Genomic DNA, 15,706 nt, shown 5'->3' on the forward strand with positions numbered 1-15,706 from the left:
CCAGCTAAGCGCGCGGGTGGGCCTGCTGGTAGGCCTTGCGCAGGCGGTCGGTCGTCACGTGCGTGTAGAGCTGCGTCGTCGCGAGCGAGGCGTGTCCGAGCAGCTCCTGCACCGAGCGGAGGTCGGCGCCGCCCTCGAGCAGGTGGGTGGCGGCGGTGTGCCGCAGGCCGTGCGGGCCGATGTCAGGCGCGCCCGGGACCTCGGCGATGCGCTTGTGCACGAGCTCGCGGACGGCCCGCTGGTCGATGCGGCGACCTCGCGCGCCGAGGAACAGCGCCGCGTCCGAGCCCTCGACCCGCAACGTCGGACGCCCTGACCTGAGCCAGCGGTCGACGGCCCGGCCCGCCGGGGTGCCGTAGGGCACGGCGCGCTCCTTGCGGCCCTTGCCGAAGACCCGGACGACCCGGCGCTCGTCGTCGACGTCGTCGAGGTCGAGCCCCACGAGCTCCCCGACGCGGATGCCGGTCGCGTAGAGCAGCTCGAGCATCGCCACGTCGCGGATCCCGACCGGGGTGTCGTCGTCGGCCAGGTCGGCCGCCGCCCGGATCAGCGCCTCGGCCTCGTCGGCACGCAGCACCGGCGGCAGGGTCTTGTGCTTCTTCGGCGAGCCCAGCGCCGCGCCGGGGTCGGTCGGCAGCCGCCCGGTGCGGTGCAACCAGGCGGTGAAGACCCGGGCCGCGGTCGCGCGCCGCGCGATCGTCGTACGGCTCCGGCCCGAGGTCTGCAGCCTGGCCAACCAGCTGCGGAGCGTACGGAGGTCGAGGCCGGTGACGTCGGCGATGCCGAGCCGGCCGCAGTGGTCGAGCAGGCTCGAGATGTCGCCGAGGTAGGCGCGGACCGTGTGGGGCGTGAGGTCACGCTCGGAGACGAGGTGGCGCTCGTAGTCGCCCAGCAGGCGTACGAAGGGCTCGGGCAGGCCCTCTTCCTCCGCATCCCGCGCCTCCTCCGCCTCGCCACGACCCTCGCTCATCCTCGGATCGTAGGCGCGGAGGGCCCGTCGGGCCGGGACGCTTCATCGGCTGCCCGCGAGTCGCCAGCCGTCGTCGCCCCGCACGACGAAGCCCTTCAGCTCCAGCCGGCTCAGCGCGCCGACCGTGTCGCGCACGTGGAGGAGGCTGAGTCGGGCGATGCGGTCGACGCCCAGCGGGACGATCGACGGCACCTGCTCCAGCACCGTCCGTTCGACCGGGCTCAGCCGGTCGCGCGGTCGTTCGGGGCCTCGGGGCTCCTCGACCAGACGTGCCCCGATCCCACCGACCGCCTCCAGCACCTCGGAGCCGTGGGTGACCAGGGTCGCGCCACCGCTGCGCAGGTGGTGGTGCACGCCCATCGAGGTGTAGCTGGTGACCGGGCCGGGCACGCACATGACGGGTCGGCTCATCTGCTCCGCCCAGCGGACGGTGTTGAGCGCGCCGCTGCGCAGTGCCGCCTCGACGAGCACCGTGCCACGGGTCAGGGCCGCGATCAGCCGGTTGCGGGCCAGGAACCTCAGCTGGGTGGGCCCCGACCCGGGCGGCTGCTCCGAGACCAGCGCGAACTCGGAGGCGAGATGGGCCAGCAGGGCGCGGTTCTTCTCCGGGTAGACCCGGTCCACCCCGCACGCGAGCACCGCGACGGTCGCCCCGCCCGTGTGCAGGGCGGCGTCGTGGGCGACGAAGTCGATGCCGAGGGCACCCCCCGACACCACGGGCACCGACGCCAGCGCGAGGTGCCCGGCGATCGCTCGGGTCATCTCGGTGCCGTAGACCGACGCCGCGCGCGAGCCGACCACCGCGACGGATGCGCCGAGCTCGGTCAACGGCATGGGACCGCGGACCCAGATGCCGGGCGGGGTGCCGCCGAAGCTCAGCGCGGCTGAGTCGGTGGTCGGGTCCCGGTGGTCGAGCTGGTCGACGTGGTCGAGGTCGTCGAGACCCGTCGGCCACTCGGGGTCCCCCGGCACGAGGAAGCGGATCCCCTTGCGGGCGGCCCACTCGAGCTCACGCGCGGGATCGACCTCGGCAAGGCGCTCGGCCAGGCCGCTCCCGGGCTTGGGCGCGAGCTGCGACTCCAGCGCCCGACAGGGCCCGAGCTCGCTCACCAGCCGGGAAGTCGTCATGTCGCCCGGCTCGACGGCGCAGCTCAGCGCGACCCGGGCCAACCGGTCGGCCTCCGGCACCCCGCTGCCGCCCGTCACGACGCCGCCGCCGCGACCACCCGAGCCGGGAGGCTGCGGGCCGGATCGCTGGAGCGCAGGGCGAGGGCGACGCGTGCCGCGTCGAGCCCGGGACGCTCCGCGCCGGCGCAGTCGGCGACCGTCCACGCCAGCCGCTGGACACGTGTGAGGCCGCGCCGGGTGAGGCGGCCGTCGGCGAGCTCCTGGTCGATCTCGCGCTGGGCGTCCGGGTCGAGCGGCCAGCACTCGTCGAGGACAACGCCGGGCACGGCCGAGTTGAGCGACCACGGGCGGTCACGGAAACGGCGCGCCTGCCGGGCTCGCGCGTCAGCCACGCGCGCCCGGACGTCCTCGGACGACTCCACCGGGCTCGCCCACGCACCGACCGTCCGCCGCGCCTGGGGGCGTACCTCCATCCAGATGTCCACCCGGTCGACGATCGGTCCGCTGAGCCTGCGCAGGTAGTGGGCGCGCTGCACCTCGCTGCAGTCGCAGGCGCCGCCCGACATCCCGTGGAACTTGCCGCACGGGCAGCTGTTGGCGGCCAGCACGACCAGGGAGCGCGCGGGATAGGTGGCGGACTCCCCACCGCGGGCGATGGTCACCTCCCCCGCCTCCAGCGGCTCGCGCATCGCCTCGATCACGTCGGAGCGGAAGTGGGGGAACTCGTCGAGGAAGAGCACGCCGTGGTGGGCCAGGCTGACCTGTCCGGGGCGTACGCGTCCGGTGCCGCCACCGAGCACGCTCGCGCCACTGGCGGTGTGGTGGGGCGCGAACCACGGCGGGCGGCGCAGGAGCCCCGCCCCGTCGGTGAGCGTGCCGGCGACCGAGTGGAGCGCGGTCACCTCCAGCGACTGCTCGACCGTGAGGTCGGGGAGGATCGAGGGAATCCGCTCGGCGAGGGACGTCTTCCCCGTGCCGCGCGGGCCGACCAGCATCAGCGGGTGCCCGCCGGCGGCGGCGACCTCGACGGCGTAGCGGACGTCCTCGAGACCGTCGAGGTCGGCCAGGTCGACGTCGGCCAGCCGGTCGTCGCCCCGCCAGGTCGCGAGCGGGGTGGAGGACCCGGCGACCACCGGTGGCGCCTCCGGGACCTCCGCGCCGCGCAGCACGGCGGAGACCTGGGCTAGGGAGCGCACCCCGAACACGGTCATGCCCGGCACGAGCCCCGCCTCCGCCGCCTGCGGCTCGGGCACGAACACCTTGGTGATCCCGTGGGCCGCGGCGGCGATGACCATCGGCAGGACGCCCGGCACCGGCCGCAGCCCGCCCGAGACGGACAGCTCGCCGACGAAGGCCCACCCGTCGAGGAGGTCGGGCGTGAGCTCCTCGTGCTTGTTGTCCGCGGCCATCACCGCGACGGCGATGGCGACGTCGTAGTGGGTGCCGCTCTTCGGGAGGTCCGCCGGCGACAGCAGGATCGTCACCCGCTTGGTCGCCGGCCAGCGACCACAGTCGTTGTTGATCGCCATCCGCACCCGGTCGCGGGCCTCGGAGAGGCTCTTGTCGACGCGTCCGACGATCGTGGTGTTGACCAGGCCCGGCGAGACGTCGACCTGGACGTCGATCACATGGCCGTCGGCGCCCTTGAGGGCCAGCGAGCGAGCCGTCGCGAAGGCCATCAGCCGACCCCCTCGACGTGCTCGACCTCGACCGGCCGACCCGGCGGCGTGAGGACGCCGACCAGGTCGACGCGGATGTCGTCGGGATGGCAGTCGTGCACGCGCAACCAGCGGGCACCGAGCCGTCGCAGCCGGTCGGCCTTGCGCCGGTCCACCGCCTCCAGCGGGTCGCCGTAGTCGGTCGAGGTGCGGGTCTTGACCTCGCAGATCACCAGGACGTGGCCGTCGCGCAGGACCAGGTCGATCTCGCCGGCGTCGCAGCGCCAGTTGCGGTCAAGGAGGACCATCCCGCGCTGGGTGAGGTGTCGGGCCGCGATCGTCTCGCCGCGCTCCCCGAGCAGGCGGTTGTGCTCAGCGAGCGGGTCGCGGGTGAACGGTGTGGCGGCGGGTCGAGCCATCGTGGGTGCCTTCCGAGGTGGTCCGGTTCGAGGGGAACCAGCACACCGCGGCGTACCGACGGTGATGACCTGGGCAGGGCACGGCCTGTGGAGGACGGCCGATCCGGGGTGCCTGTGGACGGTGGGTGGCCCGGAAGTGCGGCCGTCAGTCCTTGAGCGGGTCGATCTCCCGGGGAGCGAGCTCCTCGACGTTGACGTCCTTGAAGGTCAGCACCTTGACGTTCTTGGCGAAGCGGGCGGGCCGGTACATGTCCCAGACCCAGGCATCCGTCATCGACACCTCGAAGAAGACGTCACCACTCTCCGAGCGCGCCTTCACGTCGACCTGGTTGCACAGGTAGAAGCGGCGGTCGGTCTCGACGACGTACTTGAAGATGCCGACCACGTCGCGGTACTCGCGATAGAGGGTGAGCTCCATCTCGGTCTCGTACTTCTCGAGATCCTCCGCGCTCATGCGCCCTCCTCCGTCGTCGCAGGCGTGGTGTCCGCCCGCTCCCCCGCACCGTCTGCGCCGACACTAGTGGCCGCGTCCTCGGCCAGCGGCTCGAGACCCGCGGCGCGTCGAACGTTGACGAAACGCATCCGGTGCTCGGGGCACGGACCGTACGCCGTCAGGGCCGCATCGTGCTCGGAGGTGCAGTAGCCCTTGTGGGTGCGGAAGTCGTACTGCGGCCACGAGTCGTGCAGCTCGACCATCAACCGGTCACGGGTGACCTTGGCGATCACGGAGGCCGCGGCGATGCACGCGGCGACGCGGTCGCCCTTCCACACCGCGAGCCCCGGAACGCCGAGGCCGTCGACGGGGAACCCGTCGGTGAGGACGTACGACGGGCGCGTGCCGAGCCGGGCCACCGCGCGTCGCAGCGCCTCGAGGTTGGCGACGTGCATCCCGAGCTTGTCGCACTCGTCGGACTCGATCACCACGACCGACCAGGAAAGCGCGCGCCGGACGACCTGGGCGTAGACGCGCTCGCGCGCCGCCTCGGTGAGCAGCTTGCTGTCGGCCAGGCCGGGCACGATGCCGGCCTTGCCGGGCGGGAGCACGACGGCGCCCGCGACGAGCGGCCCGGCGCACGCTCCGCGGCCGGCCTCGTCGACGCCCGCGACGGGGTCGAGACCCGCGCGGCGCAGGGCGCGCTCGTAGCCGTAGAGCCCGGCGTCACGGCGTACGGTCACGCCGCCCTGCACAGGGGCCGGCAGAGGCGAGGGGGCGGTCATCGCCCCGCTCACGAGGACGGGTCCGGCACGTCCTCGAACGTGGCCGGACGGGTGTTCCAGCGGAAGCGGTCGGCGGGCCAGAGCAGCACGAAGACCTTGCCGACGACGAGGTCGGCCGGGACGAACTCGTCGCCCGGCACACACTCGGTCGCGTTGTCCGGGCACATCTTCGCCGAGGAGTCGGCCGAGCGTGAGCGGTTGTCGCCCATCACGAAGATGTGGCCCTCGGGGATCGGCCCGGTCCGCCAGTCACACGAGCCGTTGTTGGGCATCGGGCCGTCGCACTTGCCGTCACCGCGCCGGACGAACGCGGCCTCGCCGATCGGCTTGCCGTTGATGATGAGCCGGCCCTTGTCGTCGCAGCACTCGATGGTGTCGCCGGCGACGCCGATGACGCGCTTCACGAGGTGGCCACCGGTCGGGTAGAGCCCGATCTTGGCCATCACCTGCGCAATGGGGTTGGTGGGGCCGGCGCTCTCGGAGGGCGGCAGCCAGCCGCCCGGGTCCTTGAAGACCACGACGTCGCCGCGCTCGGGCTCGTCGTCGCCCCAGTAGGAGATCTTCTGGATGAGGATCCGGTCGTTGAGGATCAGCCCCGGCTCCATGGACTCCGACGGGATGTAGAACGCCTGGACGAAGAACGTCTTGATGACGATGGCCAGGATCAGCGCCACGCCCAGCAGCAGGATCGTCTCCTGCCACAGCGGGAGCTGCTTGCGCTTGGTGCGGCCCGACCGACCCTTCACGTCCTCCGAACGCGATGACCGCGGTCCCTCGTCCGTGGAGATGGACGAGGAACCGCGGTCATCGGAAGTCACGCGCAGAGACTAGCCAGTCCCTGGTCGAACCCGCGCCTCGCGGCGCGAGTCGCTGAGGATCACGCCTCGCGGCGCTCCTTGATCTTGGCGGCCTTGCCGCGCAGGTTGCGCAGGTAGTAGAGCTTGGCGCGGCGGACGTCACCGCGGGTCACGATCTCGATGGTCTCGAAGATCGGGGAGTTCAGCGGGAACGTGCGCTCGACACCGACGCCGAAGGAGACCTTGCGGACGGTGAAGGTGCGGCCGATGCCCGAGCCGTGGATGCGGATCACGACGCCCTGGAAGACCTGGACGCGCGAGCGGCTGCCCTCGATCACCTTGACGTGGACCTTGATGGTGTCGCCGGCGCGGAAGGCCGGGACGTCGTCGCGCTTGAGGGCGTTGCCGAGGTCGGCGATGACATTGGTCATGACGTGCTCCTTTGCGAGTGCCACAGGTCAACCGCGCGGTATCAAGAGAGGTGGGGTGTGGTGATGGATTCGACTGGTGCTCGGTGCGGCCGGCCGGCGCGCCCCCTGTGGCAGGTGCGGTACGGCGGACCCCGGGGTGGTGCACCACATGGATGCGTCCGGGCGACCCTGGCCTCGAGCAGACCTTGCGGAGAAGTCTGCCAGAGCGTGGCGTCAGCGGGAAATCCGCTGGGCGGCCCTCTTGGTCATCACGACGGCCCCCGGCGGCGCCGTCCGGTCGGGGCGCAGTCGGAACCCGGCCTTCTTGTACATCCGCTGGTTGTCGGCCGACCCCGCGCCGGTGAAGAGGACGTACGTCGTCACGTCGGCCGGCGCGAGCTCCTCGACCAGCTCCAGGAGAGCCCGGCCGAGGCCGCGCCCCTGCAGGTCCGGGGCGACCATGACGCGACCGATGTCCCACTCGCCGTGCGAGTCGACCCGGCCGCGTACGGCACCGACGAGCCGGCCCGACGACGGCTGGCGGACGACCCGTACGGTCCAGTCCCCCAGCCCGCGGCGTACGTCGTCGAGCGACTCGCGCAGGGCCGGGATCGCCACGCCCGGGTTGGCCTCCATCTCCTGCAGCCAGCAGGCGCGCTGGAGGGTGTAGAGCTCGCCGGCGTCGGCGGGGACGGCGGGGCGTACGTCGAGGTCGGCGAGGCCCGAGATGACGCCGGTCGCCGCCAGCAGGTCGGGCCGCCGCTCGGCCGTACGGCGCTGGGCCTCGGCGCGGCGCCAGGCGGCGATCCGGCCGTGGTCGCCGGAGAGGAGCACGTCGGGGACGTCGCGGCCCTCCCAGGAGGCGGGCTTGGTGTAGACGGGGTACTCCAGCAGCCCGTCGACGTGCGACTCCTCGGCGAGCGACTCCGCGTTGCCCATGAACCCCGGCAGCAGGCGTACGACGGCCTCGGTGATCGCCAGCGCGGCGACCTCGCCGCCGTTGAGGACGTAGTCGCCGAGCGAGATCTCTCGCACCGTGCCGAGCGTCGCGGCGTGCTCGACGACCCGCTGGTCGATGCCCTCGTAGCGCCCGCACGCGAAGACGAGGTGCTCGTGGCCGCTGAGCTCCTGGGCGAGGGCCTGGGTGAACGGCTCGCCGCTCGGGGTGGTGAAGACGATCGTCGCGCCGCGGGCGACCTCGTCGAGCGCCCGGCCCCACGGCTCGGGCTTCATCACCATGCCGGCGCCGCCGCCGTACGGGGTGTCGTCGACGGTGTGGTGGCGGTCGGTGGTCCAGCCGCGCAGGTCGTGGACGGCGAGGTCGAGCAGGCCCTTGTCGCGCGCCTTGCCCGGCAGGCTGAGGGCGAGCGGGGCGAGGTAGTCGGGGAAGATCGTGACGACGTCGATCCTCACGCCGGATCCTCTGCCACGTCCTCGGGGAAGGGCGTGACCAGGCCCGGGCGGTCGGCGACCACGATCCGTCCCGCGGCCAGGTCGACCTCCGGCACGAGCGCGGCGACGAAGGGCACCAGCGTGTCGCGGCCGTCGGGCGTGCGGACGGTCAGCAGGTCCTGCGCCGAGCCGTGCACCACCGCCTTCACCTCACCCAGCGGCGCGCCGTCGAGGTCGACCACGGCCAGCCCGATGAGCTGGTGGTCGTAGAACTCCTCAGGGTCCTCGGGCACCTCGTCGCGACCGAGGGTCGCGTACAGGACCGTGCCGCGCACGGCCTCGGCGGCGTTGCGGTCCTCGATCTCCTCGAAGTGGACCAGCAGCGTGCTCTGGTGCCAGCGGGCCTGGGCGACGGTGAGCGCCGACGGGCGCCGGTCGGCCCCCGCGGGCGCCTCGGCCCGCAGCGTCGTTCCGACAGCGAAGCGACGCTCCGGCTCGTCGGTGCGTACGTCGAGGGTGACCTCGCCACGGATGCCGTGGGGCTTGCCGACCCGGCCGACCACGACCTCGATGTCCTCGCTCACGCGGCCAGCGTAGAGGCTGGAAATGCGCGACGGGCGCCACCCCGGTGGGGTGACGCCCGTCGATGCAGGCTGTGCGCTGGTTCAGCGGCGCCGGTCGGTGTCCACGAAGTCCACCCGCGCCCCGCCGCGGCCCGCGAGGGCCGAGACGACGGTGCGGAAGGCGGTCGCGGTGCGGCCGTTGCGGCCGATCACCTTGCCGAGGTCGTCGGGGTGCACCCGGACCTCGAGGATCGAGCCACGGCGCAGCTGCTTGTCGCGGACCACGACGTCGTCGGGGTGGTCGACGACGCCGCGCACCAGGTGCTCGAGAGCCTCGGCCAGCACGTCGCTCACGCCTCGCTCTTGCCGGCGTCCTCGGCGGTCACCGTCTCGGTGGCCTCCGCGGCGTCGGCAGCGCCCTCAGGAGTCTCGGACGCGGGAACCGGGGCCGGGGCCTCGGTCGCGGCCGGCGCCTCGGCGGCGGGCTCCTCGGTCTTCTCGACCTTCTCGGTCTTCTCGGCCTTCTTCTTGGTGGTCGTCGCGGCACCCTTGGGCTCCGCGGCGGCCTCCTTGAGGGCCTCGTTGAAGATGTCGAGCTTGGAGCGCTTGGGCTCCTTCACCTTGAGCGTGCCCTCGGTGCCGGGGAGACCCTTGTGCTTCTGCCAGTCACCGGTGATCTTGAGGATCGCCTCGACGGCCTCGGACGGCTGTGCGCCGACGCCGAGCCAGTACTGCGCCCGGTCGGAGACGACGTCGATGAGCGACGGCTCCTCCTTGGGGTGGTACTTGCCGATCTCCTCGAGCACCTTGCCGTCGCGCTTCTTGCGCGAGTCGACGACGACGATGCGGTACTGCGGCACCCGGATCTTGCCCAGGCGCTTCAAACGAATCTTGACGGCCACGTTTGTGGTGTCTCCTCAGGAATTGTCGTGGTTGAGCGACCCTCGCCAGGTGGGGCACCGGGTCTGGTCACTCGATGGGCGCTGTGTCGCCCGGATGAGAGGGTCCAGGCGCACAGGACACAAGGAGAGATTCTGCCAGACGCGGACGGCGGGTCACCAATCGCGTACGCCGCGACGTCGGATCGGCGGCTCAGGCGGCGTCGAAGCCGATGAACGCGCGCACCGCGGCGGCGCCCGTCACGTCGATCGGCACGTCGCCGCGGACGAGGTCCTCGGGGGCGAGGACCAGGCCCTGCTGGAGCGCCAGCCGGTCCTGGCGCTTGATCCGGTTGACCGCGGTCGGCCGGTAACCGACCTTGCGGGAGACGCCGAGCGAGGCGGGGTTGTCGAGGAACGCCGCCGAGGTGATCTCCTCGAAGCCGAGGTGGTCGAAGAGCAGCTCGCAGAACGCCCTGCGCATCTCGGTGCCGAGGCCCCGGCCCTGGAACTCACGGCCCAGCCACGACCCGGTCTCCCCCGTCCGCGTCACCGGGAAGTTCTTGGCAGCGACGCCCTGGGCACCGATCACCCTGCCGTCGAGCAGCACCGCGAGGTCGAGGCAGAAGTCGTCGGGCGAGAAGGTCGAGCGCTTGCCCCAGTGGTAGGCCGCGGTGTTGCGGCCGAGCTCGCCGACGGGCGCGGTCGACCACGGGAAGTAGAAGGGCATCGTGCCGGGGTCGTGGATGCCCGCCTCGGCCACGTCGCACAGCTCCACGAGCAGGTCGTCGGTGAGGCCACGCAGCTCGAGCGGTCCCGCGACCACGTGCAGGCCGAACGGGGGGTAGCGGTCCACGGCGGTGCTCATGAGCCCATCCCATCGCGCCGCGGGTCGCACCACAAATCGGTTTCGCGCAACCAGAACGCCCCCGGCAACGTCTCCCAGTCATGACGACCGTCCACGGGCTGGAGCCGCTCGAGCTGCCCGCCCGGCTCACCGCTCCCCCGCGGCTGACGCAGCGCCACCCGTGGCTGCTGCCCGCCGCGATGGCTGCGCACCGCGCGAGACGGCGTACGCAGTGGGTGCGGGACGCGTGGTCCGGCCGGGTCGCGTGGGCGAAGCGGCACGAGGACCGCGACCTCCCCGTCCGGCTCAAGCAGCACGGCTCGCTGCTGCTGCGCGAGCTCGACCCCGACCAGATGCACCTCCAGCACAACAAGGTGACGAACCTCCGGCTCGCGGCCTCGCGGATGGACGGCCTGGTGATCGCTCCCGGCGAGACGTTCTCCTTCAACCGCGTCGTCGGCAACTGCACCCGGCGCAAGGGCTACGTCGACGGGATGAAGCTCTCCAACGGCGAGGCCGAGGCCGGCGTCGGTGGCGGCATCTGCCAGCTCGCCAACCTCGTCCACTGGATGGTGCTCCACTCCCCGCTGACGGTCGTCGAGCGCTCGGAGCACTCGTTCGACCCGTTCCCCGACACGGGCCGCGTGCTGCCGTGGGGCGTGGGCTGCTCCATCGTCTACAACTACGTCGACCTCGTGGTGCGCAACGACACCGACCACCCCTTCCAGCTCCGCACCTGGCTGGGCGAGCGTTACCTGCACGGCCAGATGCGCACCGACGTACGCCCCGAGCACTCGTGGCGGGTCGAGGCGCGGGGCGAGCAGTTCCTGCGGCGCGAGGGCCAGGTCTACCGGCGCAACCAGATCTGGCGGCGCGTCGTCGACCGCCGCACCGGCGACCAGGTGGGCGATGAGCTGGTGAAGAGCAACTGCGCCCTGGTGGTCTACGAGCCCGGCCCGGACGTCGAGGTCATCGACCTCGACTGACGCCCCGCGCCACTCCGCGCAGCACGATCGCCGTCGGCGTACGGAGGACGGACAGGTCATCGACCGGGTTGCGGTCGTAGACGACGAAGTCGGCCGAGGCGCCCTCGTCGAGGCCGTCGACGCCGAGCCACTCACGCGCCCGCCAGCTCGCGGCCCCGAGGGCGTCGTGGGCCGGCATGCCGATCCGCACCAAGGCCTCGATCTCGCCGGCGATGTTGCCGTGGCGGCTGATCCCGCCGCCGTCCGAGCCGGCGTAGATCGGCACGCCGGCGTCGTACGCCGCCATGATCGTGGCCGGCATCCGGGCGTAGAGGTCGGTCATCGTCGAGGCGTAGTCCGGAAACTTCGCGCCGCCCGCGGCCGCGTGCTCGGGGAACTTGTCGAGCTGCATGACCGTGGGAACGAGGCGGGTGCCATGCGCGACCATCGCGTCGATGAGGTCCTCGGTGAGCCCGGTGCCGTGCTCGATGCAGTCGATGCCGGCCTCGATCAGCCCGGGCAGCACGCCGTGGCCGAAGCAGTGTGCGGTGACCTTGGCGCCGTTGGCGTGCGCGGCGGCGATCGCGTCGGCGAACGCCTCGACGGGGAAGGACGGCGCCAGGTCGCCCTCGTCGCGCGAGATCCAGTCGCCGACCAGCTTGATCCAGCCGTCGCCGTTGCGTGCCTCCTGGGCGGCGTACGTCGCCAGGTCGGCGGGCTCGACCTCGTGGGCGTAGCCGCGGATGTAGCGCTTGGTGGCCGCGATGTGGCGCCCGCAGCGGACCAGCCGCGGCAGGTCGTCGCGGTCGTGGATCCAGCGGGTGTCGGCGGCCGACCCGGCGTCGCGGATCAGCAGCGCGCCTCCGTCACGGTCGGCGATCGCCTGCTGCTCGGTGTCGGCGTCGTCGGTGGCGCCGAAGTCGTCGAGGCCCAGGTGGCAGTGGGCATCGACCAGTCCGGGGACGATCCAGCCCTCGGCGACGGTGTCGGCTCCGGCCTGGGGCTCGTAGGTGATGCGGCCGTCGACGACGTAGAGGTCGCGGGCCTCGCCGTCGGGCAGGATCGGGCCACGAAAGCGCTGCGCAGGCACGGAGGGCATGGCCGGGACGTTACAGCCGGTCGAGCAACCACGACGGGCTCAGCACCCGCGCCGGTGAGACCTGGGCCGCGAGCATCCGGTCGGCCGTCACCACCGTCACCGCGCTTCCCGCCCCGACCGCCCGTGAGGCCTGCTCGCGGATCTCGGAGTCGCCGTCCTTCGACGCGTGCACCGTCGTGACGTGCCCGTCGCGCCCGGCGCGTACGCCGCCCTTGGCCTGGCCCTCCAGCACCAGCACGATCTCGTCGTACGACGTGTCGCCGACGAGCAGCCGCTCGTGGAGCCGGCGGGCCGCACCCGGGCGGTCCTTCCACCAGCCGTCGGGCACGGAGCCGACGACGTTGGCGCCGTCGACGACGAGGACCGTGCCCACCGGGCGGTCAGTCCTTCAGGACGAACTCGTCGCCGCGGGTCACCGCGACCACCGAGCCGTCGGCGTGGATGCCGTCGATCTGCACCTCGGGGCTGCCGATCACGATGTCGACGTGGGTGTCGGACTGGTTCAGTCCTTCGGCCACGCGCTGCTCAGCGCTGAGCTCGAGGGAGCCGTCCATGCCGCTGGTGTAGCCCATGCCCCACGCCACGTGGGAGCCGACGTTCTCGTCGTAGAGCATGTCCTTGTAGACCAGGCCCGTCTTCGCGACCGCCGAGTCGGAGTCCACGATGGCGACCTCACCGAGGTGCCGCGAGCGCGGGATCAGCTCGAACTGCGCCTGTACGGCCTCCTCGCCGCGCGATGCCGTGGCGCCGGTGATGGTGCCGTCCTTGATCTCGAGCGCCAGGTCCTCGACGAGGGTGCCCATCGTGGAGAGGAAGAACGGTGCGGACGTCCGTACGAAGCCGTCGGCGCGGCGCCAGTCCGGCGAGACGAAGACCTCCTCGGTCGGCATGTTGGGGACGAACTCGATGCCGTCGTCATTGGTGACGGAGCCGCCGATCCAGCGCGAGCGGGGCGAGAGCCCGAGGGTCAGGTCGGTGCCGGGGCCGCGGTAGCGCACGCGGTCGAAGGCGTGCCCGTTCAGGATCGCCGCCCGCGCCTTGAGCTTGTCGACGTGGGCGCGCCACGCGGCGACCGGGTCGGCCTGGTCGAGCCGCATCGAGACGGCGACGGCGTCCCAGAGCCGGGTGACGTCCGCGACCCCGATGCTCTCGGCCCAGCCCTTCGTCGGCGCGCCGACGACCGTCCACGCGAGCTTGTTGGTGGTGATGAGGCCCATGACCTGCTGGATGAGGTCGATCGGCGCCGACCTGGCCAGGCGCGTCGGGTCGAGTCCCTCCATGAGCGTCGGGAACGGGTTGCCGGAGAGGCTGACGAGCGCCGGCCTGCTCTCGTCCCAGGCGCGCACCTGGGCCAGCGTGTGCTCCGGGGTCTTCCCGAGCAGGTCGTCGGGCGCGTGCTCGACCGCGGCCCGCTGCAGGAACGGGTCGTCGTAGGTGATGCTCACCCGCGACGCCCCGACCCGGTAGGCCTCCGCTGCGACGGCGCGCGCCGCGTCCGCCTGCTCCGGCAGGGCGTTGATGACGACTTCCTGGCCGGGCTGGACGTTGACGCCCACGCGCACGACGAGGGCGGCGTACTTCTCGAGCAGCAGGTCGTAGGGCTCGGTCATGCCGGGCACTCAACCAGCAGGGCGTCCTTGACAGCCAGACCGCCGCGCATCATTTCAGAAACTGCGAGAAGTCCTTGGGGAGGTTGAGCTGCTCGGCGGCCTTCTCGTAGTCGACCTCGGCGCCGTCGGGGTTTCCGAACGGGTTGCCGGCCTTCTCGGCCGCCGCGGCCTGCTCGGCCGCCGCCTTCTGCTGGGCGGCCTTGGCGGGGTTGCCGGAGCCACGCTTGGACTTGCCCTTCTTCGCCTGCTGCTTGGCCCCGGCACGCTTGCCGCCGGCGCCCGGCAGGCCGGGCATCCCCGGCATCCCGGGTACGCCGCCGCCGCGCGCCATCTGCTCCATCATCTTGCGCGCCTCGAAGAAGCGGTCGACGAGCTGGTTGACGTCGGAGACCTGGCGACCGGAGCCCTTCGCGATGCGGGCGCGGCGCGAGCCGTCGATGATCTTCGGGTTGTCGCGCTCGGCGGGCGTCATCGACTGGATGATCGCCTGGATGCGGTCGATCTCGCGCTCGTCGAAGTTCTCGAGTTGGTCGCGGAACTGACCCATGCCGGGCAGCATCCCCATGATTTTGGTCATCGAGCCGAGCTTGCGGATCTGCATCATCTGCTGGAGGAAGTCCTCCAGGGTGAAGCCGCCCTTGGTGGCGAGCTTCTCCGCGGCCTTCAGCGACTGCTCGGAGTCGAAGGCCTTCTCGGCCTGCTCGATCAGGGTGAGCATGTCGCCCATGTCGAGGATGCGCGAGGCCATCCGGTCGGGGTGGAAGAGGTCGAAGTCGGTCATCTTCTCGCCGCTGGAGGCGAACATGACCGGCTTGCCGGTGAGCGAGCGGATCGAGAGGGCGGCACCACCGCGGGCGTCACCGTCGAGCTTGGTGAGCACCACGCCGTCGTAGCCGACGCCGTCGAGGAAGGCCCGCGCGGTCGTGACCGCGTCCTGGCCGATCATCGCGTCGACGACGAAGAGCACCTCGTCGGGCTGCACGGCGTCGCGGATGTCGGCGGCCTGCTGCATCAGGGTCTCGTCGACGCCGAGGCGACCGGCCGTGTCGATGATGACGACGTCGTGGAGCTTGCGCCTGGCCTCCTCGATCGATCTCCGCGCCACATCGACCGGGTCGCCACCGTGCTCGATTCCTTGGGCGTTGCCGGGTTCGGGGGCGAAGACGGGCACGCCGACGCGCTCACCGTTGACCTGCAGCTGCTGCACCGCGTTGGGCCGCTGGAGGTCGGCCGCGACGAGCATCGGGGTCTTGTCCTGCTCCTTGAGCCAGAGCGCGAGCTTGGCGGCCAGGGTCGTCTTGCCGGCACCCTGGAGGCCGGCAAGCATGATGACGGTCGGCCCCGACTTGGCGTACCGCAGCCGCCTGGTCTCGCCACCCAGGATCGTCACGAGCTCCTCGTGGACGATCTTGATGATCTGCTGCGCGGGGTTCAGCGCGCCGCTGACCTCCTCGGAGCGGGCCCGCTCCTTGACCGCTCCCACGAACTCCTTGACGACGGGCAGCGCGACATCGGCCTCGAGCAGCGCGATCCGGATCTCACGCGCGGTGGCGTCGATGTCGGCCTCGGAGAGCCGGCCCTTGCCCCTCAGGTTCTTGAAGGTGTCGGCAAGGCGGTCGGAGAGTGTGGCGAACACGGTGTGGGTCAGTCCCTCGCATCGATGGCTGAAGTCAGGGGTGAAGCGACGGCCAGCGTATCCGGCCGGGGCACGGTTTGAGCGATTCGGTGCACGGCTCCGGCGACCGGACCAGG

Annotated in this window: 18 protein-coding genes; 1 reads left to right on the forward strand and 17 read right to left on the reverse strand. The window is 72.0% G+C overall.

From position 1 onward, the window contains the following. Nucleotides 1–4: 4 nt before the first annotated feature. The 13 genes from EUA94_RS06370 to EUA94_RS06430 all read right to left on the reverse strand — a co-directional run bounded on the left by EUA94_RS06370 (nucleotide 5) and on the right by EUA94_RS06430 (nucleotide 10,301). The gene (locus EUA94_RS06370) at nucleotides 5–970 is read right to left on the reverse strand and encodes a tyrosine recombinase XerC (RefSeq protein WP_129425839.1); all 966 of its coding nucleotides are present in this window, start codon (nucleotides 968–970) and stop codon (nucleotides 5–7) included. A gap of 42 nt (nucleotides 971–1,012) precedes the next feature. After that, nucleotides 1,013–2,176 (reverse strand): DNA-processing protein DprA, encoded by a 1,164-nt coding sequence (gene dprA, locus EUA94_RS06375; protein WP_242494710.1) that lies wholly within the window; start codon nucleotides 2,174–2,176, stop codon nucleotides 1,013–1,015. Further along, nucleotides 2,173–3,777 carry a YifB family Mg chelatase-like AAA ATPase gene (locus EUA94_RS06380; protein ID WP_129425841.1) on the reverse strand — a complete coding sequence of 535 codons (1,605 nt, stop codon included), beginning with the start codon at nucleotides 3,775–3,777 and terminating at the stop codon, nucleotides 2,173–2,175. Before EUA94_RS06380 ends, dprA begins: the two co-directional genes overlap by 4 nt. Next, nucleotides 3,777–4,175, reverse strand: coding sequence for a YraN family protein (locus EUA94_RS06385; RefSeq protein ID WP_129425843.1), 399 nt, complete (start codon nucleotides 4,173–4,175; stop codon nucleotides 3,777–3,779). Before EUA94_RS06385 ends, EUA94_RS06380 begins: the two co-directional genes overlap by 1 nt. Nucleotides 4,176–4,320: 145 nt before the next feature. Continuing rightward, nucleotides 4,321–4,629, reverse strand: a complete 309-nt coding sequence (locus EUA94_RS06390; protein WP_129425845.1) for a DUF2469 domain-containing protein — start codon at nucleotides 4,627–4,629, stop codon at nucleotides 4,321–4,323. Continuing rightward, nucleotides 4,626–5,393 (reverse strand): ribonuclease HII, encoded by a 768-nt coding sequence (locus EUA94_RS06395; protein WP_129425847.1) that lies wholly within the window; start codon nucleotides 5,391–5,393, stop codon nucleotides 4,626–4,628. The genes EUA94_RS06390 and EUA94_RS06395 overlap by 4 nt, the downstream gene beginning before the upstream one ends. An 8-nt stretch (nucleotides 5,394–5,401) precedes the next feature. Then, on the reverse strand, nucleotides 5,402–6,211 hold the full coding sequence (lepB, locus tag EUA94_RS06400) for a signal peptidase I (protein ID WP_129425849.1): 810 nt from the start codon (nucleotides 6,209–6,211) through the stop codon (nucleotides 5,402–5,404). 59 nt (nucleotides 6,212–6,270) lie between these two features. After that, nucleotides 6,271–6,621 carry a 50S ribosomal protein L19 gene (gene rplS, locus EUA94_RS06405; protein WP_129425851.1) on the reverse strand — a complete coding sequence of 117 codons (351 nt, stop codon included), beginning with the start codon at nucleotides 6,619–6,621 and terminating at the stop codon, nucleotides 6,271–6,273. A gap of 213 nt (nucleotides 6,622–6,834) precedes the next feature. After that, nucleotides 6,835–8,013: a tRNA (guanosine(37)-N1)-methyltransferase TrmD gene (gene trmD / locus EUA94_RS06410; protein ID WP_129425853.1), complete on the reverse strand. Its 1,179-nt coding sequence runs from the start codon at nucleotides 8,011–8,013 to the stop codon at nucleotides 6,835–6,837. Further along, nucleotides 8,010–8,576 (reverse strand): ribosome maturation factor RimM, encoded by a 567-nt coding sequence (gene rimM / locus EUA94_RS06415; RefSeq protein ID WP_207210432.1) that lies wholly within the window; start codon nucleotides 8,574–8,576, stop codon nucleotides 8,010–8,012. Before rimM ends, trmD begins: the two co-directional genes overlap by 4 nt. Before the next feature lie 81 nt (nucleotides 8,577–8,657). Beyond that, the gene (locus EUA94_RS06420; protein ID WP_129426172.1) at nucleotides 8,658–8,900 is read right to left on the reverse strand and encodes an RNA-binding protein; all 243 of its coding nucleotides are present in this window, start codon (nucleotides 8,898–8,900) and stop codon (nucleotides 8,658–8,660) included. A gap of 5 nt (nucleotides 8,901–8,905) precedes the next feature. After that, entirely contained in the window at nucleotides 8,906–9,457 is a 552-nt protein-coding gene (gene rpsP / locus EUA94_RS06425; RefSeq protein ID WP_129425855.1) for a 30S ribosomal protein S16, read from the reverse strand. A 190-nt stretch (nucleotides 9,458–9,647) separates the two neighbouring features. Then, nucleotides 9,648–10,301 carry a GNAT family N-acetyltransferase gene (locus EUA94_RS06430; RefSeq protein ID WP_129425857.1) on the reverse strand — a complete coding sequence of 218 codons (654 nt, stop codon included), beginning with the start codon at nucleotides 10,299–10,301 and terminating at the stop codon, nucleotides 9,648–9,650. Between the two features lie 80 nt (nucleotides 10,302–10,381). On the opposite strand from EUA94_RS06430, the gene EUA94_RS06435 reads away from it, so the two are divergent. Next, a complete protein-coding gene (locus EUA94_RS06435) occupies nucleotides 10,382–11,266 on the forward strand; it encodes a VanW family protein (protein WP_129425858.1) in 885 nt (294 codons plus the stop codon). Here the strand turns inward: EUA94_RS06435 and EUA94_RS06440 are convergent. From EUA94_RS06440 to ffh, 4 genes are read right to left on the reverse strand one after another with little or no spacing between them, the layout of a single operon-like run. Continuing rightward, the gene (locus EUA94_RS06440; protein WP_129425860.1) at nucleotides 11,250–12,344 is read right to left on the reverse strand and encodes an amidohydrolase family protein; all 1,095 of its coding nucleotides are present in this window, start codon (nucleotides 12,342–12,344) and stop codon (nucleotides 11,250–11,252) included. The two genes, EUA94_RS06435 and EUA94_RS06440, sit on opposite strands and share 17 nt — an antisense overlap. A gap of 10 nt (nucleotides 12,345–12,354) precedes the next feature. Continuing rightward, complete coding sequence (locus EUA94_RS06445; protein WP_129425862.1) at nucleotides 12,355–12,717, reverse strand: hypothetical protein; 363 nt, start codon at nucleotides 12,715–12,717, stop codon at nucleotides 12,355–12,357. Nucleotides 12,718–12,724: 7 nt separating this feature from the next. Beyond that, nucleotides 12,725–13,954, reverse strand: a complete 1,230-nt coding sequence (locus EUA94_RS06450; protein WP_129425863.1) for an aminopeptidase — start codon at nucleotides 13,952–13,954, stop codon at nucleotides 12,725–12,727. A 49-nt stretch (nucleotides 13,955–14,003) separates the two neighbouring features. Next, nucleotides 14,004–15,590 carry a signal recognition particle protein gene (ffh, locus tag EUA94_RS06455; RefSeq protein ID WP_129425864.1) on the reverse strand — a complete coding sequence of 529 codons (1,587 nt, stop codon included), beginning with the start codon at nucleotides 15,588–15,590 and terminating at the stop codon, nucleotides 14,004–14,006. Nucleotides 15,591–15,706: the final 116 nt, after the last annotated feature.

The organism is Nocardioides zhouii (assembly GCF_004137345.1).
Classification (GTDB): Bacteria; Actinomycetota; Actinomycetes; order Propionibacteriales; family Nocardioidaceae; genus Nocardioides; species Nocardioides zhouii.